Source organism: Streptomyces sp. NBC_01089, assembly GCF_045162975.1.
Classification (GTDB): domain Bacteria; phylum Actinomycetota; class Actinomycetes; order Streptomycetales; family Streptomycetaceae; genus Streptomyces.
In genome coordinates, this window is record NZ_CP108660.1 from 2,553,515 (window position 1) to 2,579,594 (window position 26,080).

The window sequence follows — 26,080 nt, forward strand, 5'->3', positions numbered from 1 at the left end:
GCAGGGGGCTAGCACTCGGCTCGTGGCGGGGCAACAGCCGGTTCAGTCAGTTAGATAATGGGCATGTCAAGTGAAGGCCCCATGAAGGCACACCTGGGCCGGTATGCCCCCGGGAGGGGCACGGGGCCGCCGTGCGGGGCAAGTTGACCGAAAGTCATCAGAGCGCCGATACTCCGCCCCGCCACGGCCCGTCGAACGCCTCGGCCGTGAGCCGTAGCCCGGTGACGATCTCCACGGCGATCACCAGGAGTTGCGACCCGGGGAGCGGCTCCAGGGCCGCGTCGAGGCGCCCGTCGGGGTCAGGCCGGAATCCAGCCCGCTCCAGGGGCCCCCGGAACCGGTCCGCGCCCTCACCGGCCAGACTCGCGGTGACCGGCTCGAACCAGATGAGCATCCGGCCGTCCTCCGCGTACAGGACCTCGTCCTGCCCCAGGCCGGCCGTGAGCGAGCAGGCCGCGCCACCACCGGCCGAGAGCGCCACCAGCACCTCGTTCCGGGTGCCGACCCAGCCCGTCATACCGGAGGTCTCCACCACCAGTGACCACGCGCCGGGCAGCGCGCGGCCGGTCAGCCGTGCGGGCGGTTCGGCCTCGTCGCCCTCGCCGTCGAGGGCGTCCACGGCGCCCTGGCGGCCGGGCTCCACCCCCATGATCGCGAGGGTTTCCGTCAGCGGGCGCCGGGCCAGGGTGACGCACCAGCCCTCGCCGTACCGCTCATCGAGATCCAGCATGCCGACAGACGGTACTGCGGGAGGCCCCGCCGTGCGACCCCTGCCCCGCGCGCGGTCGGCACGAGGGCCGGCAAGGGCCAACGAGGCCCAGGGCGTGTGCGGTTGTACGGTGCGCCGGCGCCGCCCGGGATCCGGCGGGGGCGGGCGTCGACCGCCGGTGCCCCCGGCCGGGCGGGCCGGGGACACCCTCACCGCCGCTCGGTCAGGTGCGCGGTGAACCGCCCTGCCCCGCCGATGTGGTCCCGCGGCCCGGCGTGGCCGGGTGGGCGCCCTCGCCGTCCGGTACGACCGGTTCGCTCAGCCCCAGGCCCGCGCCTCCGGAGACCCCGGCCAGCTCGGAACCCAGCGACTCCGACGGCCGCACCCGGTGCTTGCGCCCCACCCTGCCGGTCAGCAGCGAGGAGAGCGCGGCCACCACACAGGCGGCCACGGCGAACCAGAAGGCGATGACCAGGCCCTGGTGGAAGGGGCCGGAGATCAGGTGCGGGAAGAACTCCTTGCTGGTGAGGTGCTTGCCGCCGTCCGGCAGCTTGGTCAGATGGTCCCCGAGCAACTGCTGGAGGGGGTTGTAGCCGAGGAACGCCGCGAAGAGCACGGCGATCGGCGGGAGTTGGGACACCTGTGTCGCTTCGGCGCCCGGCACGCCCTGCGCCACCAGACCGTCGTGCATCGCACTCGGCAGGGTGTGCGAGAGGCCCGCGATCATCAGGCTGAAGAAGATGCCGATCGACAGGACCATCGCGGAGTTCTGGAACGTCGCGGTCATTCCGGATCCGGCGCCGCGCGACTGGGCGGGGACGGCGTTCATGATCTCGGCCCGGTTGGGCGAGGCGAAGAGACCGGAGCCGACACCGTTGACCAGCAGCAGCAGCGCGAAGATCCAGTAGTGGAAGTCGGTGGGCAGTGTCATCAGCGCCAGGAAGCTCACCGCGGTGAGCAGCGCGCCGCCGACCGTGAACGGCCGTGCCCCGAGACGGTCCGAGAGCCAGCCGGAGAGCGGGGCCGACAGAAGGAAGCCGACGGTCAGCGGGATCATGTAGATGCCGGCCCAGAGCGGGGTCTTCTCGAAGCTGTAGCCGTGCAGGGGCAGCCAGATCCCCTGGAGCCAGATGATCAGCATGAACTGGAGCCCGCCGCGTCCGAGCGCGGTCAGCAGACTGGCGATGTTGCCCGCGGTGAAGGCCCGCAGCCGGAAGAGCGAGAGCCGGAAGAGCGGCTCGGCGACCTTCATCTCGATCCAGACGAACGCCCCCAGCACGACCACGCCGCCGATGAGCGCGGTGAGCACCCACGGGTTGAGCCAGCCCATGGTGCTGCCGCCGTAGGGCTGGATGCCGTACGTGATGCCGACAAGCACCGAGATCAGCCCGACGGCGAAGGTGACATTGCCCCACCAGTCCATGCGCGCCTTGGCCCGTACGCCGGTGTCATGCAGCTTCACATAGGCCCAGATGGTGCCGAACACCCCGAAGGGCACCGATACCAGGAAGATCATCTTCCAGTTCACCGGAGCCAGCACGCCGCCCAGGATCAGCCCGAGGAACGAACCGGCGATGGCGGCGATGGAGTTGATGCCCAGCGCCGTACCGCGCTGGTTGGCCGGGAAGGCGTCGGTCAGGATCGCCGTGGAGTTGGCGAAGAGCAGTGCTCCGCCGATCCCCTGCGCGATGCGCCAGCCGATGAGCCAGAGCGCGCCCGCGCTGCCGTCCATCCAGGTGACCGAGAGCATGACCGAGCAGAGCGTGAAGGCGGCGAAGCCGAGGTTGTACATACGGACCCGGCCGAACATGTCGCCGAGCCTGCCGAAGGTGACCACCAGCACCGCGGTGACCACCATGAAGCCCATCAGCATCCAGAGCAGATAGCTGGTGTTCGCGGAGTCCAGCGGGTCGAGATGAATGCCACGGAAGATGTCCGGAAGCGCGATCAGCACGATGGACTGGTTGATCATCACCATCAGCACGCCGAGCGTGGTGTTCGACAGTGCGATCCATTTGTAGTGCTCCCCCGGTCCGGCCGGGGGCGACGACTCCACGGGTATTCGACCGGTCATGCCCACAATGCACGTTCCCCTCTGCGCGCACCCCTGCCCGCCGACACACACCCGGTGGACACGGGTCGTTAGTTGACGCAAGCAATCTAACTCTTGTACGTGGCATCCACATTTCGTGGCGGCCGGAAGATCGACTCCCGGACCGGGCCTTCCGCCACCCTCACCCCTTGTGTCCCAGGGGTCACGGACAGCGGTGCGCGGGCGCAAAGCGCGGAGTTTCCAGGAAAGCAGCACGTCAGGCGGTGCGCGCCCCGGCGCTCCGCGGAATCGGACGGGGCGTGGACACGGGGCGTGCAGTTCACCCCCGAACAGAACGCACGTTTTATTTGTGACTCAGATCATAGCGAGCGGCCCTCGCATGGAAGACCTCCTTGGGCTCCCGGCCCAGCCCCGTGCGGGCGGCGCCCGAGTCGGCCCCTGCCGGTGTGGGCGTGTCCGGCCGCGGTGGTGCCGACGCCGGCCCGTCCAGCATCTTCACCACGCCGTACGCGGCCATGTCCAGATCGTGGCGGGGGTCGTGGGCGCGGTGCGGTGCTCCGTAACCGGCGAAGGTGAACCAGAAGGCCGCGTCGAAGCCCTCCTCCTCGAACACCGTGAGCAGTTCGTCGACGTAGCGGACCTGCTCCCCCCTCGTCACGGACGTACTCCCCGTCGAGCGCGGGTGGTTGCGCCTGCTCGTCGACGATCATCCAGCCGGTGCCGCCCCGCAGGCCGGCGCCCCGGTAGGTGCAGCAGCCGAACTCCGTTGCCGCCACCGGCTTTCCGTGGGCCAGATGTCCGCGGACCTCGTCCCGGAAGCGCTCCTGGTTGTGCTCGGCGCGGTAGGCGTCCACGCCGACGATGTCGAAGGGCGCCCAGTCGATCCGCTCCCACGGGCCCGACGCATAGCTCAACCGGCCGCCGAAGCGCGGGCGTACGGCTGCGGCCACCTCCCGGAGGAATCCGCCGAGCCTCTCCATCGCCTCCGTGTACAGCGCCCGGCTGTCTCCCCCGGCTGCTCCCCTGAGCGTCGCCATCCGCTCGAACAGGGTCTCCCCTGCGAAGAACCCGTGGTTGAAGAGGGTGATCTCGCAGCCGGTGACACAGACGGTTTCGGCGCCGGTCCGCCGTACCGCTTCCGCGCGGTCGGCGCAGTCGAGCAGGATGTCACGCAGCCCGTCGGCCGCTGAGTGGGTCAGGCCGCTCGGGCCGTGTCGGTGGTCGTGGCGGGAACGGGGCGGGCCGGGGCTGCGGCATCCGGTGCGCCGGCGGCCGCTTCCGCCGCCACCAGCCGCTCCATCGGCGCGGCCGCGAGCGCGCCGCCCACCAGCATCGCCAGGACCACACAGCACCCCATGATCACGTTGCCGAACCAGACCATCGTGTCGACCGGCAGCGAGTACACGGCGACCACCCGGATCACACACTCGGCGAGCAGGGCGATCCCCCACACCAGCGAGAACAGCGACTCCAGACGGCGGAAGCGCGCGGATCCCGCCGAGAGCCTGTCCCACGCCCGGGTCCTGTCCCGGCTGCTCTTGACGACCCAGGGCTTCAGACCGGCGGTCATCAACGGCTTTCCGAGCAGTACGGAGATCAGCACCCCGATACCGACCGCGCTGCCGGCCGCACTCTCCTTGACGAGCATCAGCCGCGGGTCACCGGAGAGCGCGGTGAGCGCCAGCCCGACGACGTTGACGAAGAGGATCAGAAGGGCGAGACCGTTGACCCGGTGCTCCCTGACGATGCCCCACACCGCGCGTACGGCGGGCAGTGCGCTGCTCCAGGCGAGGGCGGCGACCGTGCCCATGCCCTCGTGCTTGAGGAGGTAGTAGGCGCCCATCGGGATGACGACATCCACGACCAGCGGGCTCAGGTTCTTCTTCCGGTTCTCCGTCGCGTTCTCCATGCGTCCAGCCTCGCGAAACGGGAGGGGTCCCCGGCAGAGGCAGCTGTCCTGTACCGGGCAGGACATTTGTCAGTGCCGGGAGCATGACGCGGTGCGGCCAACCGGGCCCATCCCGGGCCGGGATGGTGGGACCGGGGGTGGTGGGGCCAGAGGTGGTGGGGCCAGAGGTGGTGGAGCCAGAGGTGATGGAGCCAGAGGTGATGGAGCCAGAGGTGATGGGGCCAGAGGTGATGGGGCCTGGGGAAGCCACGGGGCGGGGCCGGGGGCCGTCACGCCGATGCGCGCTTCTTTCCCCCGGACCCCTGTCCGCCGGCCGCTGCCTTCTTCTTGGACGTACTGCTCCTGGCCGACGTCCCACCCGCCGCACTCTTCTTCGCCGAGCCCCTCTTCGCCGTGGAGCCCTTGGCCGATGAGGTCCCGCCGCCTCCGCCCGAAGCCGTCCTGCGCGTGGTGCTCTTCTTGGCAGCTGTCTTCTTCGGCGCCGCACGGCCCGAAGCCGCCTTCTTCGGCGCGGACTTGGCGGATCCGGAACCGGACCCGGACCCCGGCCGCGAGCCCCCGCCCCCGCTCTTCGCCGCCGCCTTCCGCTTTCCGCCCGGGTGCAGCTCCCTGACCTCGGCGTCCTCCCCTTCGTCTCCGTCTTCGTCCGCGTCCGCCGCCTCGCCATCGGCCCCCTCATCACCGCGGGAGGACTTCGCCGCCTGCACGCTCTTCTCCAGCGCCGACATCAGGTCGATGATCTTGCCTCCACCCGCCTCGGCCGCCGGCTGCGCGGGCGTCTCGGCACCGGACGTCTTCGCGGCGATCAGCTCCTCGACCGCCTCCCGGTAGTCGTCGTGCAGCGAGTCCATCTCGACCTCGCCGAGTGTGTCCATCAGGGTGTCGGCCAGGTCGAGTTCGGCGTCGCGCACCGTGACGGAGGTTTCCGGCGCGACCCCTTCGTACGACCTGATCTCGTCCGGCCAGAGCAGCCCGTGCATCGCGATGGCATCGCCGACGACCCGCAGCATCCCCAGCCGCTCCCGCCCCCGCAGCGCGAACTTGGCGATCGCGACCCGGCGGCTGCGCTTGAGCGCCTCGCGCAGCAGGGTGTACGGCTTGTCGGCCGTCGGCCCGCCCGCGGCGAGGTAGTAGGCCGAGCCCATCTGCAACGGGTCGATCGAGTCGAGCGGCACGAACGCCACGATGTCGATCGTCTTCGCCGTCGGCAGCGGCAGCTCCGCCAGATCCTCGTCGGTGATCGGGATCATGGAGCCGTCGTCGGCCTCGTACGCCTTGCCGATCTCGTCGGCGGTCAGCTCCTCGCCGTCCAGCTCGCAGACCTTCCGGTAGCGGATACGGCCGCCGTCGGCGGTGTGGATCTGGCGGAAGGAGACCGAGTGGTTCTCGGTGGCGTTCACCAGCTTGATCGGGATGCTGACCAGGCCGAAGGAGATGGCCCCGTTCCAGATGGATCGCACGATGGCTCCCGTCCGTCAGTACGGCTCGGCACGACTCTGTCGCCGCTGTAGCTCCTGTAGCTCCATGCTGCTGGTTATCGCATTCTTCGCATTTCGTGGGATTCTCATCGTATGTCGCCGATCACCGAGGTGGAGGGGCGGCGGCTGCCGCTCACCCACCTCGACAAGGTCCTCTATCCGGCCACGGGCACCACGAAGGGCGAGGTCCTGCACTACTACGCGGGTACGGCGGGGGCCCTGCTCGCGCATCTGTACGGCCGCCCCGTCTCCTTTCTGCGGTACCCGGACGGCCCCGGTGGCCAGCGGTTCTTCACCAAGAACGTGCCGCCGGGCACCCCCTCCTGGGTGCGTACGGCCGAGGTGCCGCGCTCCAGGACCAGGGACGCCCGCCAGGTGCTGGTGCAGGACCTGTCGAGCCTGATGTGGGCGGCCAATCTGGTGGTCGAGTTCCACACCCCGCAGTGGCAGGCCGACGCACCGGCCCTCGCCGACCGCCTCGTCCTCGATCTGGACCCCGGGGATCCCGCCACCGTGGTCGAGTGCTGCACCGTGGCGCGGTGGCTGCGTGAGCGGCTGTCGGCGGACGGGCTGACCGCGTACGCGAAGACCTCGGGCGCCAAGGGGCTCCATCTGCTGGCACCGCTGGAGCCGACGCCTTCAGACGAGGTGTCGGCGTACGCCAGGACGCTCGCGGTCGAGGCCGAGGCGGCGCTGCCCGGCCTGGCCCTGCACCGGATGAAACGGGCGCTGCGGCCGGGCAAGGTGTTCGTGGACCACAGCCAGAACGCGGCGGCGAAGACCACGGCGACGCCGTACACGGTGCGCGCACGGGACGAGCCGACCGTCTCCACACCGGTGACCTGGGAGGAGGTCGAGGGGTGCACGGACCCGGCCGGCCTGGTCTTCAGGATCGACGACATCGGCCCCAGGCTCGGGCGGTACGGCGATCTGCTGGGCCCGCTGATCAACCGCAACCGGGCCAGGCCGCTGCCCCGCACCTGACCCGGCGGCGGCCCGGCGGTCTTCCGGTACCGGCCCGCCTCACACCCGCAGCCAGTTCCTCCGGTCGCGGGCCGTCACGTACAGCGCCTCGATGTCCGCCGGTTTCAGTACGCCGCCGAGCCCGGCCAGCGCCCCCGCCTCGCCGTCGCGCAGCAGCCGTACACCCACCTGCCCGTCGTCCCGCAGCAGCCACGCCTCACCCGGCCACGCACCGGGACCACCGGGACCACCGGGACCACCGGGACTGCCGGCTCCACCAGGACCACCGGAACTGCTGAAACCACCGGACCCCACCGGCCCCGCCGGCCCCACCGGCCCCACCGGCCCCACCGGACCCACCGACCCCGCCGGCCCCGCCGGAATGCCCCGAGCCCGCACCGTCCCGCCCCGCCCACTCGACCCGGGACGCCCCGACGACCCCGAGCACCGGGCGTACCGCGGTGGCCAGGGCGAGCGACGCCCGTTCCGCTTCGTGACGGGCCCACCGCAGCTGCGGTTCCGGCCGTGCCCGCCCGGCGGCGACCAGCGGGTCCGCGATCCGTACCGGCCGCTTCCCGGCGTACAGGGTCCGCACCGACAGCACCCCGGCAGGACCGATCAGCAGATGCCCGATGTGCCCGCCGCCGGGCAGCGGCACCGAGTGCAGCACCCGCCACCCCGCGCCCTCCAGCGTGTCCAGCTCGGCCCCCAGCGCCTCCTGGGCGGCGAGTGCCGTACGGGCGGCGCGCCGGGGAGCCGGCCGGAAGCGGGAGACCGCGGTCCCCGCCAGAGCGGCGTGCAGCGCCTCGCCCGGCCGGTTGGGCGCCAGGTCGTCGTCGGGGTGCAGCGTGAGCAGCGCCAGTTCGGCCGGGGTGGGCACCGGCGGCGGGCCGACCTCGGGCTCCCCGGTCAGATAGGGCGCGAGGGCCGCGAGCACCTCGGCCCGGTACTCGTCGAGAACCAGGCCGACCTGTCCCGATTCCCGGTCGTACCAGGCCGCGGCCCGGCCCGCGGGCAGCGTCACGTACAGCCGGGTCCGGCCCTGGTACCGCCCCGGTGTGACCCTGAGTTCCGGCATAGCGCATCACCCCACCCCGGCCATGGGAACAGTCCGGGCGCCGCGGGGGCAAGAACCCGGTTACGGTGTACCGCGATTACCGACCAGGAGGGGACTATTCATGATCATTTTTGGCAGCAGAGGTTATATCTACCAGCTGGCCATCCTGACGCTGGTGTGCGGACAGTGCGGCAATCCGTCCGCCCACACGCTCCGCAAGCGCGTCACCAAGTTCACGCTGTTCTTCGTGCCGCTCTTCCCGTTCTCCACCAAGTACGCGACGCAGTGCACCTTCTGCGGGGTCGAGAACCGGACGACCAAGGAGCAGGCCGAGCAGCTCCTCGCGCAGAGCGCCGGTCAGCCGCAGGGCCCGCAGCAGGGATACGGTCAGCCCGCGCCGCAGCAGCAGGGGCAGAACCCGTACCAGCAGTGAACCGCGGCCGGCACCGGCTTCCCACCGGTTCGCTGTGACATTAACGGACATAGCGTCACCGTCTTGCTACGTTGCCTGGCATGACCGCAACGACGGCGGACGCTCCCCCGCCCGAACTACGTCTGCCGAAGCGTCGGGGCGTCGAGCTGGTGCTGCTGATCGGCGCCGTACTGATCTCCGTCTACGGCTACATCAACGTCGGACTCGCCAAGAACGACGCCGTACCGGCGGACACCCTGAAGTACGGTGCGGGGCTCGGCCTGCTCGCGCTGCTCGCCCATCTCGCCGTGCGGTTCCGGGCCCCCTACGCGGATCCGCTGCTGCTGCCGATCGCCGTACTGCTCAACGGCATCGGGCTCGTACTGATCTACCGGCTCGACCTGGAGACGCCGGGCAACACCGCGGCCCCCGCCCAGCTGATCTGGTCCACACTCGCGGTGGCCCTCTTCATCTGCTGTGTGCTCTTCCTGCGTGACCACCGGATCCTCCAGCAGTACACGTATCTCTCGGTCGCCGCCGCCCTGGTCCTGATGATCATCCCGATCTTCTTCCCCGCGGTGAACGGCGCGAAGATCTGGATCCGGGTCGGCGGTTTCTCCATCCAGCCCGGCGAGTTCGCCAAGATCCTGCTCGCGGTCTTCTTCGCCGCGTACCTCTCCGCCAACCGCAACGCCCTGTCGTACACCGGCCGCAGGATCTGGCGGCTCCAACTCCCCACCATGCGCGTACTGGCACCGGTCCTCGCGATCTGGGTGATCAGTGTGGGCGTCCTCGTCCTGGAGCGCGACCTCGGGACGTCGCTGCTCTTCTTCGGGCTGTTCGTGATCATGCTGTACGTGGCGACGGGGCGGCTCAGCTGGATCGCCATCGGCATGGTGATGGCCGCGTTCGGCGCGTTCGTCGTGGGCAGCCTCGAACCCCACATCCGCGGCCGTGTCGAGGACTGGCTGCACCCCTTCGCCTCCATCGACGCGGGCCAGGGCGCCAACCAGCTCGCCCAGTCGCTCTTCTCCTTCGCGGCGGGCGGCATCCTCGGGACCGGGCTCGGGCTCGGCCACTCGATCCTCATCGGCTTCGCGGTGAAGTCCGACTTCATCCTGGCGACGGCGGGCGAGGAACTGGGGCTCGCCGGGCTCTCCGCGCTCTTCCTGCTGTACGCCCTGGTGGTGGCCCGCGGCTACCGGGCGGGGCTCGCGCTCCGCGACTCCTTCGGGCGGCTGCTGGCGATCGGCCTCTCCTCGATCCTGGCGATCCAGGTGTTCGTGATCGCGGGCGGCGTGATGGGACTGATCCCGCTGACGGGTATGGCGATGCCCTTCCTCGCCCAGGGCGGCTCCTCGCTGGTCACCAACTGGGTGATCGTGGCGCTGCTCATCCGGATCAGCGACTCGGCGCGCAGACCGGACCCCGGGCTCGTGGAGACCGGGATCATCGCTCCGATCGTGGAGGACGAGTCGTGATCCGCTACATCCGGCGCGCCGCCGCCTGCTGTCTCCTGCTCCTGATCGCGCTGCTGGCCAACGCCGCCCGGATCCAGGTCTTCCAGGCGGACTCGCTGGACAAGAACCAGGCCAACCGCCGCCTGACCATTGCCCGTTACCACGAGCCGCGCGGCAGCATCCTGGTCGGCGGGCACAGCGTCACCGGGTCGAAGGACACCGGCCAGCAGCTGCGGTACGAGCGCACGTACCGCGACGGGCCGCTGTACGCGCCGGTCACCGGCTACGCCTCGCAGACCTACGGCACCACCCTGATCGAGAACGCCGAGGACGGCATCCTCTCCGGCACCGACTCGATGCTCGCCCCCTTCCCGCTCTGGAACGAACTGACCCGCGCCCAGCAGCCGGGCGGCAGCGTGGCCACCACCATCAAGGCGTCGATGCAGGAGGCCGCGTACAACGGTCTCGGCCACCGGCGCGGCGCGGTCGCCGCGATCGAGCCGTCGACCGGCAAGATCCTGGCGCTGGTCAGCAGCCCCTCGTACGATCCGGGCGTCCTGTCGGGCACCGGCCCTTCGGTCACCGGCGCCTGGTCCCGGCTGAACGCGTCGGCGGACCAGCCGATGCTCAACCGGGCCATCCGGCAGACCTATCCGCCCGGTTCGGCGTTCAAGATCGTGACGGCGGCGGCCGCCCTCGACGCGGGGGTGGTCACCGATATGAACGCGGACACCGACACCCCCGATCCGTACACCCTCCCCCACACCACGACGGTCCTGCCGAACGAGGCGAGCGGCTGCGGCAACGCCTCGCTCGCGTACGCCATCGAGGTCTCCTGCAACACCGTGATGGCCAACCTGGGGGTCGAGGTCGGGCTCAGCGGGATGGACGAGGCGGCCGGGAAGTTCGGCTTCAACGACGCAGGGCTGCGGATTCCCTCCGGGGTGGCCAGGAGCAACTTCGACACCGATATGAGCGAGGACCAGCTGGCGCTCTCCTCGATCGGGCAGTTCAACACCTCGGCGACACCGCTGCAGATGGCGATGGTCTCGGCCGCCGTCGCCAATGGCGGCGAGCTGATGTACCCGCATCTGGTCGACGAGACCCGGGCCAAGGGCGGCCGGGTCGTCAGCCGCACGGGCTCGAAGTCCTACCGGCGGGCGATGGACGCCTCGACGGCCGTCCAGCTCCAGCAGATGATGGTCGACGTCGTGACGCAGGGCACCGGGTCCAACGCGGCGATCCCGGGCGCGACGGTGGGCGGCAAGACCGGCACCGCCCAGAACGGGGTCAAGAACGCCGGTACGCCGTACGCCTGGTTCATCTCCTGGGCGAAGGCCGACGGCGCGAGCCAGCCGGCGGTCGCGGTGGCGGTGGTCGTCGAGGACGCGTCGGCGCACCGGGCGGACATCTCGGGCGGTGGCTTCGCGGCCCCGATCGCACGGGCGGTCATGCGGGCGGCGCTGGAACACTGAACAGTGCCTGCGGGCGACGGGGACGGGGGATGACGGGGTGCGGATGAAGACGACGGTGACGGTGGCGGAAGCGCTCGGACGGATCGCGCGGCTGGACCCCGCTCTGAGCGCCTTCACCGAGGTCTGGCCCGAGGCACCGGAGGGCGACGGGGTGCGGGGCAGCGCACCGGAGGGCGGCGGTACCCCGGACGGCGCGCCACCGGGCAGGGGGAGCCCGGGCAGCGGACACCCGGACAGGGGGCAACCGGACAGTGGACAACCGGGCAGTCAGCACCCCGGCGGCACCCGGCCGCTCTCCGGGGTGCCGTTCGCGGTGAAGGGGCCGGCCGGTATCCGCGGGTACGCGGCCCGGCGGCTGCGGGCGGCGGGCGCCGTACCGGTCGGCTCGACGGCGGTGCCGGGGCCCGGCACGCACTGGCAGACCTGGGGCCTCGGCGCACACGGCCCCACCCGCAACCCGTGGCGCCCGGACCGCACCCCGGGCGGCTCGTCCGCCGGATCGGCGGTGGCCGTCGCCACCGGGATGGTCCCGCTGGCCACCGGGAGCGACGGCGCAGGGTCGGTGCGGATACCGGCCGCGTGGTGCGGGGTGCTGGGGCTCAGGACGACGGCGGGGCTGCTGCCGTCGCCGGACAGGACCGGACTGGCGTCGGCCGGTGTCCTGGCGGCGGACGCCGCGGGCGCGCAGGCGTATCTGCGCTCGGTGACGGGCTGCTACGAGCCGTCCCTGCCGGAGTTCCCGGTGCCCGCGGTCTGGTCGGCCGACCTGGGCTTCGCCGACGTGGACGACGAGGTGGAGCGGGTCGCGATGCGGGCGGTGCGGCGTATGGCGGCGGCCGGCCTCGTACGCCTCGACGCCACCTCGTACGACCTGCTCGACCCGTGCGACGCCTGGCTCGCCGTGCGGGGCGGGCAGCCCGGCCCGGCCACGGCGCTCCGCGCGGAGAACGACCACCGGCTCGCGTCGCTCTTCGCCCGCACCCCGCTGCTGCTCACCCCGGTGACCCCGAACCGGCCGCATGGTCACGAAGGGCCGGGCGAACGGTACTCGACCTCGCTGACCTGGGCTTTCAACCTCAGCGGCCATCCGGCGGTGAGCATCCCCGCCGGGTTCGACCCGGACGGGTGCCCGGTGGGGCTGCAGATCGTGGCGGCACACGGGCAGGACGCCTCGCTGGTGGAGATGGCCAGGGCCGCCGAGATGATCACGGAAAGAAGCCTTTGGCCCGCTTCGCCCCACTAGGCGATCAATGCTATGAAACGAGAGTGACCGCACACCGCCGGAGCCCCGTGCCGCACCCGTCCCGCTGGGGGCTGCGCCGGAGTGTCGCCATGCAGGTGTTCGCCATGCAGGTGGTCCTGATCGTCCTGCTGGTCGTCGCCGCCGCTGTGGTGCTGGTGCTGCAGTCCAGGTCCGACAGCGAGCGTGCGGCGCGGAGCCGCTCACTGGCCGCGGCCGAGGCGTTCGCGCACGCGCCCGGGCTGCCGCAGGCCCTGCGCTCACGAGACCCGACGGCCGCACTGGAACCGGCGGCGGAGGCCGCGCGCAAAGGGGGCCAGGTCGACTTCATCACGGTGATGACCACCCGGGGGATCCGCATCACGGATCCCCAGCGCCCGCTGATCGGCAAGCGGGCCACGGGCGATCTGAGCAGGGCCGTCGCGGGGCACCCCTTCACCGAGATCTTCAACGGGGCCCCGTCCGACGCCGTACGTGCCGTCGTCCCCGTGACCGATGCCCACGGCCGGGTGATCGGCCTGGTCTCTGCCGGTATCCAGATCAACAATGTGACCGATCTGGTCAGCAGGAGACTGCCGCTCCTGCTCGGCACCGCAGCGGCCGCACTCGCCGTGGCCACCGCCGGGGCCGCCCTGGTCAGCAGACGGCTGAGCCGCCAGACACACGGGCTCGGGCCTGCCGAGATGACCCGGATGTACGAGCACAACGACGCCGTTCTGCACGCGGTGCGCGAGGGCGTCCTCATCATCGGCAGCGACGGTCAGGTCCTGCTGGCGAACGACGAGGCGCGCCGGCTGCTCTCACTGCCGCCGGACGCGGAACTCGGCCTGGTCGCGGACCTCGGTCTGGCCGCCGCCACGGAGCGGCTGCTGACCTCGGGCGAGCCGGTGACCGACGCCGTACACCTGACCGGGGACCGGCTGCTCGCGGTCAACCTGCGGCTCACCCGGACCCGTGCGGGACTGGGCAGCAGGGTGGTGACCCTGCGCGACACGACGGAGCTGCGCGCCCTGACCGGCCGGGCGGAAGTGGCCAGGGAACGGCTGCAGTTGCTGTACGACGCGAGCGGGCGGGTGGGCACATCGCTGGACGCCGTACGGACCGCCGAGGAGCTGGCGGAAGTGGCCGTGCCGCGGTTCGCCGACTTCGTCACCGTGGACCTCACGGAGCCCGTGCTGTCCGGCGGGGAGCCGGGCGGCGCCTTCACCTCGATGCGCCGGGCCGCCGTGCGGGGCGTCCGGGACAGCGAGGCGCTGGACCCGGCGGGCACCCGGATCGACGTCGAGCCCGGCACCCCGCTGGCGCAGTATCTGGCCGCCGGTGAGGCCACGCTTGAGGCCGATCTGCCCGGTACGTACGACTGGCGGCAGCAGGACCCTTCGGGCGGTCTGCGGGCCGTGGAGGAAGGGTTCGGCTCCCTGATCCGGATGCCGCTCACGGCGCGCGGTGTCGTGCTGGGCCTGGTGAGCTTCTGGCGGGCCCTGGAGCGCGACGCGTACGAGGAGGACGACCTCTCCTTCGCCGAGGAGCTGGCCCTGCGAGCGGCGCTGAGCGTCGACAACGCCCGCCGGTTCACCCGCGAGCACACCACCGCGGTCACCCTCCAGCAGAGCCTGCTCCCCCACGACCTGCCGGAGAACCGGGCCCTGGACCTGGCCCACCGCTATGAGCCCGCCAGGGCCGGGGTGGGCGGCGACTGGTTCGATGTGATCCCGCTGCCAGGTGCCCGGGTCGCGCTGGTCATCGGCGATGTCGTCGGCCACGGTCTGCACGCGGCGGTGACCATGGGCCGGCTGCGTACGGCCGTGCACAACTTCTCCTCGCTCGACCTGTCGCCCGACGAGATCCTCGGCCATCTCAACGACCTGGTCCTCACCATGGACGAGGGCAACAGCTCGCTGGGCGACGGCATGGGCGTCACCGGCGCCACCTGCATGTACGCGGTCTACGAGTCGGTTTCGGGCCGCTGCACGGTGGCCAGCGCGGGGCATCTCGGGCCGGCGCTCGTCGACCCGGAGGGAGCGGTGCGGTTCCCCGCCGTCCCCGCGGGGCCGCCGCTGGGCACCGCCAATCTGCCCTTCGAGACCGCGGTGCTCGACCTGGCGGCGGGCACCAGCCTGGTGCTGTACACCGACGGCCTGGTGGAGGAGCGCGGCCGGGACATCGACGCCGGGCTCGAAATGCTGCGCACCACCCTGGAGGAACAGGCCGGGCTCGACACGGAACCGCAGGAGATGTGCCGGAGCGTGTTCGACGCGCTGGCGCCCTCGCACCGGGAGGACGACGCCGCCCTGCTCATCGCCAGGACCCGGCTGCTCGACCCGCAGTCCGTCGCGGACTGGGAGATGGACGCGGACCCGGCCGCGGTCGCCACCGTACGGTCCGAGGCGGCCCGCAGGCTCAGCGAGTGGGGGCTGGACGAGATCGCGTTCAACACCGAGCTCATCCTGAGCGAACTGCTCACCAACGCGGTCCGCTACGGCACCGCTCCGATCCGGGTGCGCATACTCCACAGCGGGACCTTGACCTGCGAGGTCGCGGACAACAGCAGTACCTCACCGCATCTGAAACGGGCGGCGGAGATGGACGAGGGCGGGCGCGGCCTCTATCTCGTCGCGCAGTTCGCGGAGCGGTGGGGCACCAGATATCCGCCGCGCGGAAAGATCATCTGGGCCGAGCAGCTCCTCACCGGACCACAGCCGCAGCCACAGCAGTGGTCCGTGGACCTGGACAACCTGGATGACCTGGACGATCTGGAGGGGATGGAGGGCCCCGACCCATGAAGGCGCCGGGCCGGCTCCGGCGGCACGACCGTCCTCAGGCTCCGTCCGCGATCGCCGACTCCACCTCGGCGACCCGCTCCTGCTCCTCCTGCGCGAACCGCTCCCGGTCGAGCTGCTCGGCGATCTCCTCGTCCTGCGACATCAGCAGATCCAGATTCGAGTTGCCCATCTCGAAGACGCCCATGTCGACGTACGCCTTCTGCAGCCGCTTGCCCCAGAGGCCGATGTCCTTGACGCACGGCACGATCCGGCTGAAGAGCAACTGCCGGAAGAGCGTGAGGAATTCGGACTGCTCCGAGATCTCCTCCGCCTCCTTGCGGGGGATGCCGAAGTTCTCCAAGACCTCCACGCCGCGCAGCCGGTCGCGCATCAGATAGCAGCCCTCGATGACGAACTCCTCGCGCTCCCGCAGCTCGGCGTCCGTGAGCTGCTTGTAGTAGTCGCGCAGCGCCATCCGCCCGAAGGCCACATGGCGGGCCTCGTCCTGCATGACGTACGCCAGGATCTGCTTGGGCAATGGTTTGTCGGTGGTGTCGCGGATCATGCCGAAGGCGGCGAGCGCCAGCCCCTCGATGAGGACCTGCATCCCCAGATACGGCATGTCCCAGCGGGAGTCGCGCAGCGTGTCGCCGAGCAGGGCCTGGAGGTTGTCGTTGATCGGGTAGAGCATCCCGATCTTCTCGTGCAGGAAGCGGCCGTAGATCTCGGCGTGCCTGGCCTCGTCCATGGTCTGGGTGGCCGAGTAGAACTTGGCGTCCATGTCGGGTGCGGACTCCACGATCCTGGCCGCACACACCATCGCGCCCTGCTCCCCGTGGAGGAACTGGCTGAACTGCCAGGACGTGTAGTGCTTGCGCAGCTCGCCCCGGTCGCGGTCGGTCATCTTCGCCCAGTGGGGCGTCCCGTAGAGGGTCATCGCCTCGTCGGGGGTGCCGAGCGGATCGTACGGGTCCACTTCGAGCGACCAGTCGATGCGCTTCGCACCGTCCCACTGCTTGTCCTTGCCCTTCTGGTACAGGGCGAGCAGACGGTCGCGCCCCTCGTCGTACTCCCAGCTGAACCGGGCCGAACCCGACGCCGGTATCTGCCAGTTGGGCTCGACCTGCGTGTTGGTGTAGAGCTCATGCGTCGACATACCTGGCAGGCTCACACGTTGGTAGACGCCGAGTCAACAAGTCGCGCACAAGGGATTGACGCGGCTTACTGACGCGCAGTCTGATAGCGGGAGACCGTCGACGTGACCGCCGGTAACCCAAGCGCGAGGTGCCTCAGAGATGACGACAGCGACCGAACGCGAAGTGCTCCGCGACGCCCTCGGCCTGCTCAAGGACCGCGAACAGGTGGCCGAGCGCCTCCTCGAATCGTCCGCCAAGCACTCGTTCGACCCGGACAGGGAACTGGACTGGGCGGCGCCGATCGAGGACGGCAAGTGGTTCTGGCCGCCGGAGCTCGTATCGCTCTACGACACCCCGCTCTGGCGGAAGATGTCCGAGGACCAGCGGATGGAACTCGCCCGGCACGAGGCGGCGTCCCTCGCCTCGCTCGGCATCTGGTTCGAGATCATCCTGATGCAGCTGCTCGTACGCCACATCTACGACAAGTCCGTGACCAGCAATCATGTGCGGTACGCCCTCACCGAGATAGCCGACGAGTGCCGGCACTCGATGATGTTCGCCAGGATGATCCAGAAGGGCGGGGCGCCGTCGTACCCGGTCCCGCGGATCTACCACAACCTGGCCCGGATCCTGAAGACCGCGTCCACGACTCCGGGTTCCTTCGCCGCGACCCTGCTGGGCGAGGAGATCCTCGACTACATGCAGCGGCTGACCTTTCCCGACGAGCGGGTACAGACCCTGGTCCGCGGGGTGACACGTATCCACGTGGTGGAGGAGGCCCGCCATGTCCGTTACGCCCGGGAGGAGTTGCGCCGCCAGATGGTCACGGCACCGCGCTGGGAGCAGCACGTGACCCGGCTCAGCTGCGGCGAGGCGGCGCGGGTCTTCTCCACCTGCTTCATCAACCCCCAGGTGTACACGAACACCGGCCTGGACCGCCGGGAGGCCGTCGCCCAGGTAAAGGCGAGCGGCCACCGCGCGGAGGTCATGCAGAACGGCGCCAGGCGCCTGACGGACTTCCTGGACGACATCGGCGTACTGCGGGGCGCGGGGCGCAGGCTGTGGGTGAGTTCGGGGTTGCTGGCGAAGTAGGGCGGGGGCGGGAGTGCGAGTTTCGGCCAAATCCGTCCGCGTCGGCGCGCCCGCATCACGCTTCCTTCACAACTCACTCACAGATAACTCGTAGCTCACACACAGAAGTTGCCCGCCCACTGAGGTCCGGCAGCCGACCGACGTGTTCGGGCCGCCACCGTGATCGCCCCTTGTAACACCCCGTTGACCTGTGTCTATGGTGCGTGCCGCGCCTCGGCGGGGATCTTGACCGCCCCGCTGTCGGCGTTGACCGGACTGGCATGCCGGGGGGTGCCGCACAGCATCTGATGGCTCGCTTCGTTCCCAGCGGTCCGTTCCTTTCCCTTCGGTGTGCCCTTCATCCTCCGAAGGGATACTCCGTTGCGCCCCAGACCGTGGTTCCGTATGCCCGGTTTTCGAAGATCCGGAATTCTGGCCCCCGTGGTCACGTCCGTTGCCGCTCTTGCCGTTCTCGGCGGGCTCGCCGTCCGCCCCGAGTTGCTGGATCTCGGACGCGGCACCGAGCCGGCGAGTGATGCGTACGACTGGTACACCGACACGTCTGCCGAGCAGTTGCGGCAGGACCAGTGCTTGATGACCGATGTACTGCGGCTGGGCGGGCCGTCGATGGCCAAGACCGCGCAGGGTGGCCTCAATCAGACGCCGGACCGGCTTCGGGTACTGGCTGACCGGCAGTACTGGCAGAAGACTCCGCTGGCCACCGCGTACACGGCGGACCGGGACGCGGCGGGCAAGGAACTGGACACCCTTGGTGCCCGGCCGGCCGCGTGGCAGAAGCCGCTCTCGGGCCTGACATCGCCGGCCGGTTTCACCGAGGCCGACTTCCAGTGGCCTCCGGGATCGCCCGGGGACGGGAAGGACGACTTCTACGGTCAGACGGGTCTGAGCCCATGGGTCGCCGACCGGTTCTGGAAGGACGAGAGCGACTTCTACCAGGACTCCACCCCCAAGGCTGATGCGAAGACGCTGAAGGCCGTCGATGGTGTGGGCACCCCGCTCTACGGCAAGGACCCCGATCCGACCGGGCTGTCGCCGGACGAGTGGAACCGTGCGGTTGCCGAACACGATGCTTTCGAGTGGCTGCAAGGACAGCCGGGTGAGAGCGCGGGCGCGGACGACGCCCGCATCGTCCTCGCGTCCGGCGGTTTCCCGCACACGGCTCCGCAGCCGGGGAGCGCGGAGTACCGGATCGCGGTCGAGGACCTCAAATCCCGGTTCGCCGGATGCGCGTGGCGCGATCCGATCGATCCGGACAAGGTCCTCGGGGGCATCACTGCCGCTGCCACCGCGGAATGGCAGCAGGAGATCGCCTCCCAGCAGGTGCAGCGCAACCAGGTCCTGGACGCGAGCACCACTGCCACGAAGGCCCTCGCCACCGGGGCGAAGGCGCTGGGGGAACTGCTGGGCCAGTCCTGGATCGCCGACCACCTGGCCCGCTGGCAGGACTACTGGTCGGCGGGCGGTGCGGGGTGGGTCGGTGACGCCCCGGGGGTGATCGAGGTGCACGCGGCGAAGGGCAAGTGCCTCGATGTCCAGAGCGCCGCGAAGACCGACGGCACCCCGGTCCAGGTGTACAAGTGCAACGGCACCGCGGCGCAGGCGTGGCGGGTCTACGGCGACGATGTGGGCCTTCACCTGCAGAACGTGAACTCCAACAAGTGCCTGGACGTGAACGGGAACGCCGCGGTCAACGGTACGCAGATCCAGATCTGGGGGTGCCACGAAAACCCGGCGCAGACCTGGGAGTACAACCTCCACGCGACCACGAGTCTGAAGAACGTGGGCACAGGTAAGTGCCTGGATCTGCATACGTTCACCGACGGTCTCAACTCGCAGCTGTACACGTGCAACAACACCGCGGCCCAGCAGTTCGACATCAAGCCGTCCGGGCACACCGGGACGGTTCCGCCGAAGGCCCAGTTCGACCAGGCGAAGAAGGGCGTCACCGACGCCCAGGCGGCCGCGAAGAAGCAGCTCACCGCGCTCAAGGCGCAGGCCACCGCGGCGCAGACGGCCGCTACCGCCTCGGACACCGCCGAGAACGCCGCGTATGCCATCGCGGACAAGAACGGTGCGCCCCGGGGCCGTGGTCTGCTGGTCGGAGAGCAGAAGGCGCAGGTCACCCAGGGGGCGTCGGCCGCTCTGGCGGCGATGGTGAAGGCGGGCGAGACAGCCGAGGCCGCCACCCGTGCATCCGGTGGGGACAGCGAGACCATCGCGCAGCGTGCGCTGGCCCAGGCCGCGCAGGTGAAGACGGAGTTCCGCAAGGAAGCCGCGCACAGCGCCGAGTTGCAGGCGAAGGCCGCAGCCGATGCGGCGAAGGTGCACCGGGACAACGCGAAGAAGGACAAGGAGGAAGCTGAGGCCAAGCTCGCCGAGTCCCTGAAGGCCGAGAGCGACGCCAAAACGGCAGCCGCGCAGGCCCACGCCAAGCGGCTCGCCGCCGAAGCCGAGGAGAAGACGGCCAAGGCGGAGAAGGAAACCGCCGCGGCGAAGCAGGCCGAGGCCGCGGAGCACAAGAAGAACGCGGAGGGTGAGGCGGCCAAGGCGAAGGATGCCAAGGGCAAGGCAGAAGCCTCCGAAGCGACCGCGGTCGAGAAGAGGGACGCTGCGGTCAAGGCCCGCGATGCTGCGAAGGCGAAGCGGGACGACGCGTGGGACGCCGAGGAGAAGGCGAACGCGGCGCGCGCCAAGGCGGACGCGAAGGGCGCCTACGCCGATTCCCTCGACGCCGGTGACGCGGCGGATGCTGCCCGTACCGCTGCCAATGAGGCCGACAAGCACGCGGACGACGCCGAGGCGGCAGCAGGGAAGGCGCGTTCCGAGGCCGACGCCGCGACCCAGGCAGCCGCTGACGCGGACGCGGCAGCCACCCGCGCCGAGGCAGCCGCGAAGCGGGCCCGCTCGGACGCAGACGGGGCACAGGCGGCGAAGCTGAAGGCCGATGCCGCGGTGAAGACCGCGACCAGCGCCGCAGCCGACGCCATCGCGGCCTCACAGCACGCCGCATCGGAAGCCAGGACAGCCGTCAAGCTGGCCGACGAGGCCGAAGCACAGGCCAAGACCGCCAAGACCCAGGCGGACACGGCAAGCCAGGAAGCAGCCAAGGCACTCGCGGCATCAGCGAAGGCCGCAGGCTTCGCCCACGTCACCGCACAGGCAGCCGAGGACGCGGGGAACGCAGCCGCGCAGGTCGCCAAGCCCGCCAACGACGCCATCCAGCTCGGCTCCCCCTACGTCACCACGGACTCGGCCGCGAGCCTGGTCGTGCTGACCGGGCAGGCATCCAAGACGATCGCCGAGCAGCAGAAGGCCGTCGCCGACGCCCACGCCAAGAACGCACAGGAGGAAGCCGCCGCCGCCAAGGCCCTGGCCGACAAGGCAGGAGCTGACACCAAGGCCGCCTACCAGTCGGCCGCCAACGCCGCCGGCTACGCGGCCGACGCCCGCACCTACGCCAAGGACGCCCTCGGCTACGCAGCCGACGCAGCCACCGCAGCGTCCAAGGCCACCGCATCACTGGCCCGCACCATCACCTACGACAACCAGGCCACCACCGACGCAACCGCCGCCGACAAGGCAGCAGGCCGCGCCGAAGGCTACGCCAAGAACGCCCGCGACTCCGCCGACCAGGCAGCACTGGACGCCTCCGCAGCACGCACCGCCGCCACCCAGGCCGAACAGGACGCGAAGGACGCACGAGCAGCAGCCGACCGCGCCGACACCGCAGCGACCGAGGCCGAACAGGCCGCGAAGGACGCTGACAAGTACGCCAAGGACGCGCAGGAAGCAGCGGCACGCACCGAGGCGAAAGGCAACAACGACCAGATTACGAACGGGGCCACCACCGGCATCGGGAACCTGTTCTACGTCCCCAGTACGGAACTGATTGGCGAGCCGGAGGAGGTGAAGAAGGAAAATTGCAACCCAATCGGCCATATCGGGGACTGCAAGATCACCGCAAAAATCACATTTCGACCCGTGATCGATATCTACCTTTGCACGGCGCTGGACATGCCCGCCACACAATCCGGATGCCCAGAACAGGAGACGCTGTTTCTCGGTAGCCAGCCCCTCGAAAAGCAGAGCAAGACGGTCACTCATACCATCTCAATGCTCGAGTTCAATCAGGGCATCGACCCAGTGAAGATCCTCCTCGAGGACTTCATCAAGTGTGGCCAGAAAATCGCACCGGGTGGCGCGGACGGTAGCTGGGGTGCATGCGCCTGGGCGGCCTTCGATATCGGAACCGCCATTTTCGGCGGCAAGGCCATCAAGACCATCGTGGATGCCATCAAGGCCATTGACGCTTCGCTGCGTACCGGGATCGGAGTAAAGGACGCCTATCAGGCGCTCAAAGCCCTTGACGGCGTGAACCCCGCAACACTAGCCAACATTGATCGCACTTTGTCGGCGTACGAGGAGGACGTCCAAGCGGCCTGTCAGGCCGTCGAAGCGCCGAGTCTTACAAGAGCGACAGCGACGGTTGCTGGACCTCCTTGCAAGTTCTGGAAGCTGGCCGATTTCGAGGGACAGCGCGTGTACCAACGGGACGATCTGATACGCCCTGACTACGTATCACCCAAGGACAAGTACACTCGTACGAATCTCAAGCGGATGCAGCAGGGTTTGGCGCCAATGGGGCCGGACGACAATCCTCTGAACCTCCATCACATGCTCCAAACCCAGGACGGGCCCATGGCCGAGGTGACGCAGACGATGCATATCGGCGAGAATTACCACCAGCTCCACTGGAAGTCAGGCAGCAAGATTCCGAGCGGAATCGACCGCCCAGAGTTCGACAAGTGGAAGAAGCTGTACTGGAAAAACAGGGCGAAGGGATTCAGTCAATGACAAGAGCCGTCGAGGCAAGTGAACAGGTGATCGCGCTGGTGCGTGACAACGAGGACAGTGCGAACCATGCCGACGGCTGTGACGTCGGGATGCTGGATGCTGCGGAGCGTGAGATGGGCCTCGCATTCCCTCCGTCCTACCGGCGCCTCCTCGAAGAATTCGGCACCTGGGAAATCGCGGGAAAGGAGTTCCTTGGCGTATACAAGTCGCCTGCCGGAGGCGACGCCCTGTTGGGGACGGTCGACCAAACCCTAGAGGCTCGTCGTCAGGTCGGTCTGCCGGCCGACCTGATGGTCGTCATGGTCGATGACGTATGGGCATTCGTTGTCCTCGACACTTCCCAGAGAGACCAGGACGGCGAGTTCCCGGTGTTCGCCTGGAATCCCGGACTCCCAGATCGTGACAGCATGGAGAGGGTCGGAGGAGACTTTGGGTCCTTCGCCCTGGAGGAGTGTCAGCGAGCCATGAGTACATAGAGGCAGGTACATCGGGGGCGGGCGGGCAGAATTCCTTCCGCCCGCCCCCGTAGTTTCGATAACCGCGCCTGACGTCGGAGCACATGTGAACGTGCAGAGTCTCGTACGACTGAACGTACAGGGTTCTTGCTGTGCCGGGTATTGGTGACCGACACCCTGCTTGTCAACGCCCCTGGGATTCGATCAAATTCGACTCACCGGCGGGTCCAGATAGTCCCATGCGACTGACCCCCTGACCGATATGACGGATCTATCGGGGCCGAAGGGAGAACTTCCGCCCGTGAAGAGATCGATCATCAGTTACTGCTCTCGCTGGAGGTCGAATATGGATATCAATCGGGAAGATCCGTACTAGGACGTGACGGCTTCGGGCAATCTTGGATCAGCCATGAAAGAGGCAGCTGAGCTGCGCGAATGCGACATCGGCCTGCCACCTTGGGGTGCCGACCTCATCAGCGTTGAGACGGCAAGGGGGTTCGTCTTGGTTCATGCTGAGCCCAAGGAGCGTCTCTTCCGGGTGTGTGTCCTTGTCCCTGGGTTCACGAGGGATGCACCAGGGTTCAGTTGGGAGGTTGGCGCCGGACGGACGATCTTGGGCTCCTCGTGGTGGCGGTCGCCGCATGGCGTGGAGATATGCCGCTAGACGAGCTGAGGGCGAGATTCGAGTTCATGGAGCTCGGCGAATTTGCCAGGGCGCTCGAAGTCGGGGAGCTCACCCCATTGCAGTGGTCTGAGCTCCTGTCGTCCGACTTCCACCGGAGGCAATGGAACCTTCTGCATCGCCTCCATGCGGATGAGGTACTGCGCAACATGTTCCCGTCGCTCACGCACGGTTCCGTCCGCCTGCGGGTGGATGCCCTGGATGCAACGAGCCGTCAGGTCCTGGTCCACGAGCTGTCTGGGGAGCGCTATGAGGTCATCAACGCTGAGGTGCCTGGAGCCGACTGGGACGGAGTGTCGACAGGTGATCTCATTGCCTACCTGCGAGATTCCTTGGAACCGGAGGGCTGGCGGTTCCTGTGGCGGGCGGACGAGATCCAGGCCGCCAAGGCCGCGGTCCGGGGCGACTGGTGGGACGACTTCACCAGCGCCAAGCAGCCGCTGATGGTCGTACGGGGCAGTCACAGCCCGGTCGTCCCGCCCCGGCACGCAGAGGAGATGATCCGTCGCCGGCCCGGCACCATCGAAGGGAAGGCGTAGCCCCGTGACTTCTCCGAGCCGGGATACGGTCCTGCCATGTCCCGATCAGCCGAGATTGGCCCCTCCTCGTCCCCCGTCACCGCGGACGACCTCGACCTTGCCGTGCAGCTCGCTCTGGCGGTCCTTCGCACGGCGCCCCCAGCCGTGTGGAGCGAAAAGGCGGGTTCGCTGGAATGGGACTGCTGGGAGACCGTCGAGCACCTGAGCGACGACCTCTTCGCCTACGCCGCGCAACTGGGCCCCAGAACACCGCCCTTGGACGGCGAGGTGCCCTTCGTATGGGAGAGCCGGCGGCCCGGCGGGCCCGCGAACGCCATTCACGCGGACCGTGGAGCGGGGCCCACCGGCCTGTTGCAGGTGCTGGAGGCAAGTGGCGCACTGCTGGTCGCCATGGTCCGCACGACTGCCCCACAGGTCCGCGCCCACCACGCATTCGGCATCTCCGACCCCGAGGGCTTCGCCGCGATGGGCATCGTGGAGACCCTGGTGCATACGTATGACCTGGCCCAAGGGCTCGGGCTTGCTTGGAACCCACCCGCCGACCTGTGCTCACGCGCGCTCACCCGGCTGTTTCCGAACGCCCCGGAGTCCACGGATCCCTGGCCGACCCTGCTGTGGGCCACCGGACGCGCCGAACTGCACGGCCGCCCGCGTCCGACCTCATGGCGCTGGGACGGCACACCCCGGGCATAGCACCGGGCGGCACACTTCGGCGCCTGGCCAGACACCTCGGGCCCTCGCGCGCCGTGCGCTACTGGGACGAGCCCCACAAGACCGCGAAGTGGATGGGATGGAGCTGCGACCGCCTCCACCGGGAACGCGACACCCACGGCAGGCCGCCACCGTCCCCCGTACACATCACCGTTCGAGGGCGAGTTCGAATCCGGCCCGCTCCGTGCCGAAGGACATGACCTGGCACAACAAGTCGCCCACGAACTCGGCCCCGAGCGGACGGTGACCTACAGGGGCCTGGCGAACAGGGGGATCTCTCCTCTGACGTCAGTCACCTGGCAGGGAGACCAGGAACTGTAGACACCAATCTGAAGGCGACCGGTGGAGAGAAGTGCCTCCGGTGCCCACCACCGCGATCGCCCCGGTCGGGCGCCGGCGCCGCTCAGTCCGCCTCTGTGGGTGTCGGGGGCTCTTGCCCGGAAGCGGGGTCGACCCCGGTCGTGACCCATGGCCGGGCTACGCGGGCGATGTCGGCGTCGGAGGCGTCCGCGAACGCGTCGAGCTTCAGGAAGTGGCGCGCGACGGTGAGGCCGAGGATGCTGCTGACGATCAGCGCTGCCCGCAGCTCGGCGTCCTCGCCGCCCATGGCTCCGCTCAGGTTGGCGACCCGCTCGTCCAGGAACGCCCTCATGGAGGCTTCCGCCTCGGGTGCGGTCAGCATGGACCGCACGAGAGCCTTGGTCTCCGGCGGCAGGGCCCCGATCCGGACGTCCAGGACATCGTGCAGATGAGCCTCCACCTCCTCCGGAGCGGACTCCCCCATTTCGATGGCGACGGCGAAGAGCGCGGCCTTCGAGCCGTAGTGCTGCATGACGAGGGACGGGTCCACGTGCGCGCGCTGGGCGATACGGCGGATGGTCGTCGCCTCCAGGCCGCGCTCCCCGAACTCCGCACGCGCCGCCTCCAGGATGCGCTGTGCGGTCGCCGCTCGCCTTTCGGCCCTGCTTCTCGGCTCACTCACACCATTCACTCTACATCCGTTGAGCGGGAGAGGATCACATCGTGTAGCGTTGACTCAACAGGCGATGAGCGAATGTGCGGCGCCGAGAGCCCGCCGCCCGCCATCGACAAC

General features: G+C 69.4%; 19 protein-coding genes and 1 pseudogene. 11 read left to right on the forward strand and 9 right to left on the reverse strand.

Annotation, left to right across the window (positions count from 1 at the left end; translation table 11 throughout):
- Positions 1 to 157: 157 nt before the first annotated feature.
- From OG510_RS11170 to OG510_RS11190, 5 genes are all read right to left on the reverse strand, one after another.
- Positions 158 to 730, reverse strand: a complete 573-nt coding sequence (locus OG510_RS11170; protein ID WP_406136635.1) for a DUF6461 domain-containing protein — start codon at positions 728 to 730, stop codon at positions 158 to 160.
- Positions 731 to 932: 202 nt separating this feature from the next.
- A complete protein-coding gene (locus OG510_RS11175; RefSeq protein WP_406136636.1) occupies positions 933 to 2,783 on the reverse strand; it encodes an MFS transporter in 1,851 nt (616 codons plus the stop codon).
- Between the two features lie 322 nt (positions 2,784 to 3,105).
- On the reverse strand, positions 3,106 to 3,420 hold the full coding sequence (locus tag OG510_RS11180; protein WP_406136637.1) for a hypothetical protein: 315 nt from the start codon (positions 3,418 to 3,420) through the stop codon (positions 3,106 to 3,108).
- 537 nt (positions 3,421 to 3,957) lie between these two features.
- Complete coding sequence (locus tag OG510_RS11185; protein ID WP_406136638.1) at positions 3,958 to 4,671, reverse strand: VC0807 family protein; 714 nt, start codon at positions 4,669 to 4,671, stop codon at positions 3,958 to 3,960.
- Between the two features lie 269 nt (positions 4,672 to 4,940).
- Positions 4,941 to 6,131 (reverse strand): Ku protein, encoded by a 1,191-nt coding sequence (locus OG510_RS11190; RefSeq protein WP_406136639.1) that lies wholly within the window; start codon positions 6,129 to 6,131, stop codon positions 4,941 to 4,943.
- Positions 6,132 to 6,242: 111 nt separating this feature from the next.
- Here OG510_RS11190 and ligD point away from each other — a divergent pair, with 111 nt between their 5' ends.
- Positions 6,243 to 7,133 (forward strand): non-homologous end-joining DNA ligase, encoded by an 891-nt coding sequence (ligD, locus tag OG510_RS11195; RefSeq protein ID WP_406136640.1) that lies wholly within the window; start codon positions 6,243 to 6,245, stop codon positions 7,131 to 7,133.
- 39 nt (positions 7,134 to 7,172) lie between these two features.
- Here the strand turns inward: ligD and OG510_RS11200 are convergent.
- A pseudogene (locus OG510_RS11200) lies at positions 7,173 to 7,298 on the reverse strand (NERD domain-containing protein); the annotation flags it as partial.
- Positions 7,299 to 7,329: 31 nt separating this feature from the next.
- Complete coding sequence (locus OG510_RS11205) at positions 7,330 to 8,190, reverse strand: NERD domain-containing protein (protein ID WP_406136641.1); 861 nt, start codon at positions 8,188 to 8,190, stop codon at positions 7,330 to 7,332.
- Positions 8,191 to 8,290: 100 nt separating this feature from the next.
- Here OG510_RS11205 and OG510_RS11210 point away from each other — a divergent pair, with 100 nt between their 5' ends.
- From OG510_RS11210 to OG510_RS11230, 5 genes are all read left to right on the forward strand, one after another.
- A complete protein-coding gene (locus OG510_RS11210) occupies positions 8,291 to 8,602 on the forward strand; it encodes a zinc-ribbon domain-containing protein (RefSeq protein WP_164267723.1) in 312 nt (103 codons plus the stop codon).
- An 80-nt stretch (positions 8,603 to 8,682) separates the two neighbouring features.
- Positions 8,683 to 10,062 (forward strand): FtsW/RodA/SpoVE family cell cycle protein, encoded by a 1,380-nt coding sequence (locus OG510_RS11215; protein WP_406136642.1) that lies wholly within the window; start codon positions 8,683 to 8,685, stop codon positions 10,060 to 10,062.
- A complete protein-coding gene (locus OG510_RS11220) occupies positions 10,059 to 11,516 on the forward strand; it encodes a penicillin-binding transpeptidase domain-containing protein (protein ID WP_406136643.1) in 1,458 nt (485 codons plus the stop codon). The genes OG510_RS11215 and OG510_RS11220 overlap by 4 nt, the downstream gene beginning before the upstream one ends.
- A 43-nt stretch (positions 11,517 to 11,559) precedes the next feature.
- Positions 11,560 to 12,759: an amidase family protein gene (locus OG510_RS11225; RefSeq protein WP_406136644.1), complete on the forward strand. Its 1,200-nt coding sequence runs from the start codon at positions 11,560 to 11,562 to the stop codon at positions 12,757 to 12,759.
- Between the two features lie 23 nt (positions 12,760 to 12,782).
- Positions 12,783 to 15,539: a SpoIIE family protein phosphatase gene (locus OG510_RS11230; RefSeq protein ID WP_406136645.1), complete on the forward strand. Its 2,757-nt coding sequence runs from the start codon at positions 12,783 to 12,785 to the stop codon at positions 15,537 to 15,539.
- Between the two features lie 34 nt (positions 15,540 to 15,573).
- Here the strand turns inward: OG510_RS11230 and OG510_RS11235 are convergent, their stop codons facing one another.
- Positions 15,574 to 16,674 (reverse strand): ferritin-like domain-containing protein, encoded by a 1,101-nt coding sequence (locus tag OG510_RS11235; RefSeq protein ID WP_406136646.1) that lies wholly within the window; start codon positions 16,672 to 16,674, stop codon positions 15,574 to 15,576.
- A gap of 139 nt (positions 16,675 to 16,813) precedes the next feature.
- On the opposite strand from OG510_RS11235, the gene OG510_RS11240 reads away from it, so the two are divergent.
- From OG510_RS11240 to OG510_RS11260, 5 genes are all read left to right on the forward strand, one after another.
- Entirely contained in the window at positions 16,814 to 17,746 is a 933-nt protein-coding gene (locus OG510_RS11240; RefSeq protein WP_406136647.1) for a diiron oxygenase, read from the forward strand.
- A 384-nt stretch (positions 17,747 to 18,130) separates the two neighbouring features.
- A complete protein-coding gene (locus OG510_RS11245) occupies positions 18,131 to 22,600 on the forward strand; it encodes an RICIN domain-containing protein (protein WP_406136648.1) in 4,470 nt (1,489 codons plus the stop codon).
- Entirely contained in the window at positions 22,552 to 23,076 is a 525-nt protein-coding gene (locus tag OG510_RS11250; protein WP_406136649.1) for an SMI1/KNR4 family protein, read from the forward strand. The genes OG510_RS11245 and OG510_RS11250 overlap by 49 nt, the downstream gene beginning before the upstream one ends.
- A gap of 669 nt (positions 23,077 to 23,745) precedes the next feature.
- The gene (locus OG510_RS11255) at positions 23,746 to 24,276 is read left to right on the forward strand and encodes an alpha/beta fold hydrolase (RefSeq protein WP_406136650.1); all 531 of its coding nucleotides are present in this window, start codon (positions 23,746 to 23,748) and stop codon (positions 24,274 to 24,276) included.
- A gap of 36 nt (positions 24,277 to 24,312) precedes the next feature.
- Complete coding sequence (locus OG510_RS11260) at positions 24,313 to 24,969, forward strand: hypothetical protein (protein WP_406136651.1); 657 nt, start codon at positions 24,313 to 24,315, stop codon at positions 24,967 to 24,969.
- Between the two features lie 421 nt (positions 24,970 to 25,390).
- Here the strand turns inward: OG510_RS11260 and OG510_RS11265 are convergent, their stop codons facing one another.
- Positions 25,391 to 25,969 carry a TetR/AcrR family transcriptional regulator gene (locus tag OG510_RS11265; protein WP_406136652.1) on the reverse strand — a complete coding sequence of 193 codons (579 nt, stop codon included), beginning with the start codon at positions 25,967 to 25,969 and terminating at the stop codon, positions 25,391 to 25,393.
- Positions 25,970 to 26,080: the final 111 nt, after the last annotated feature.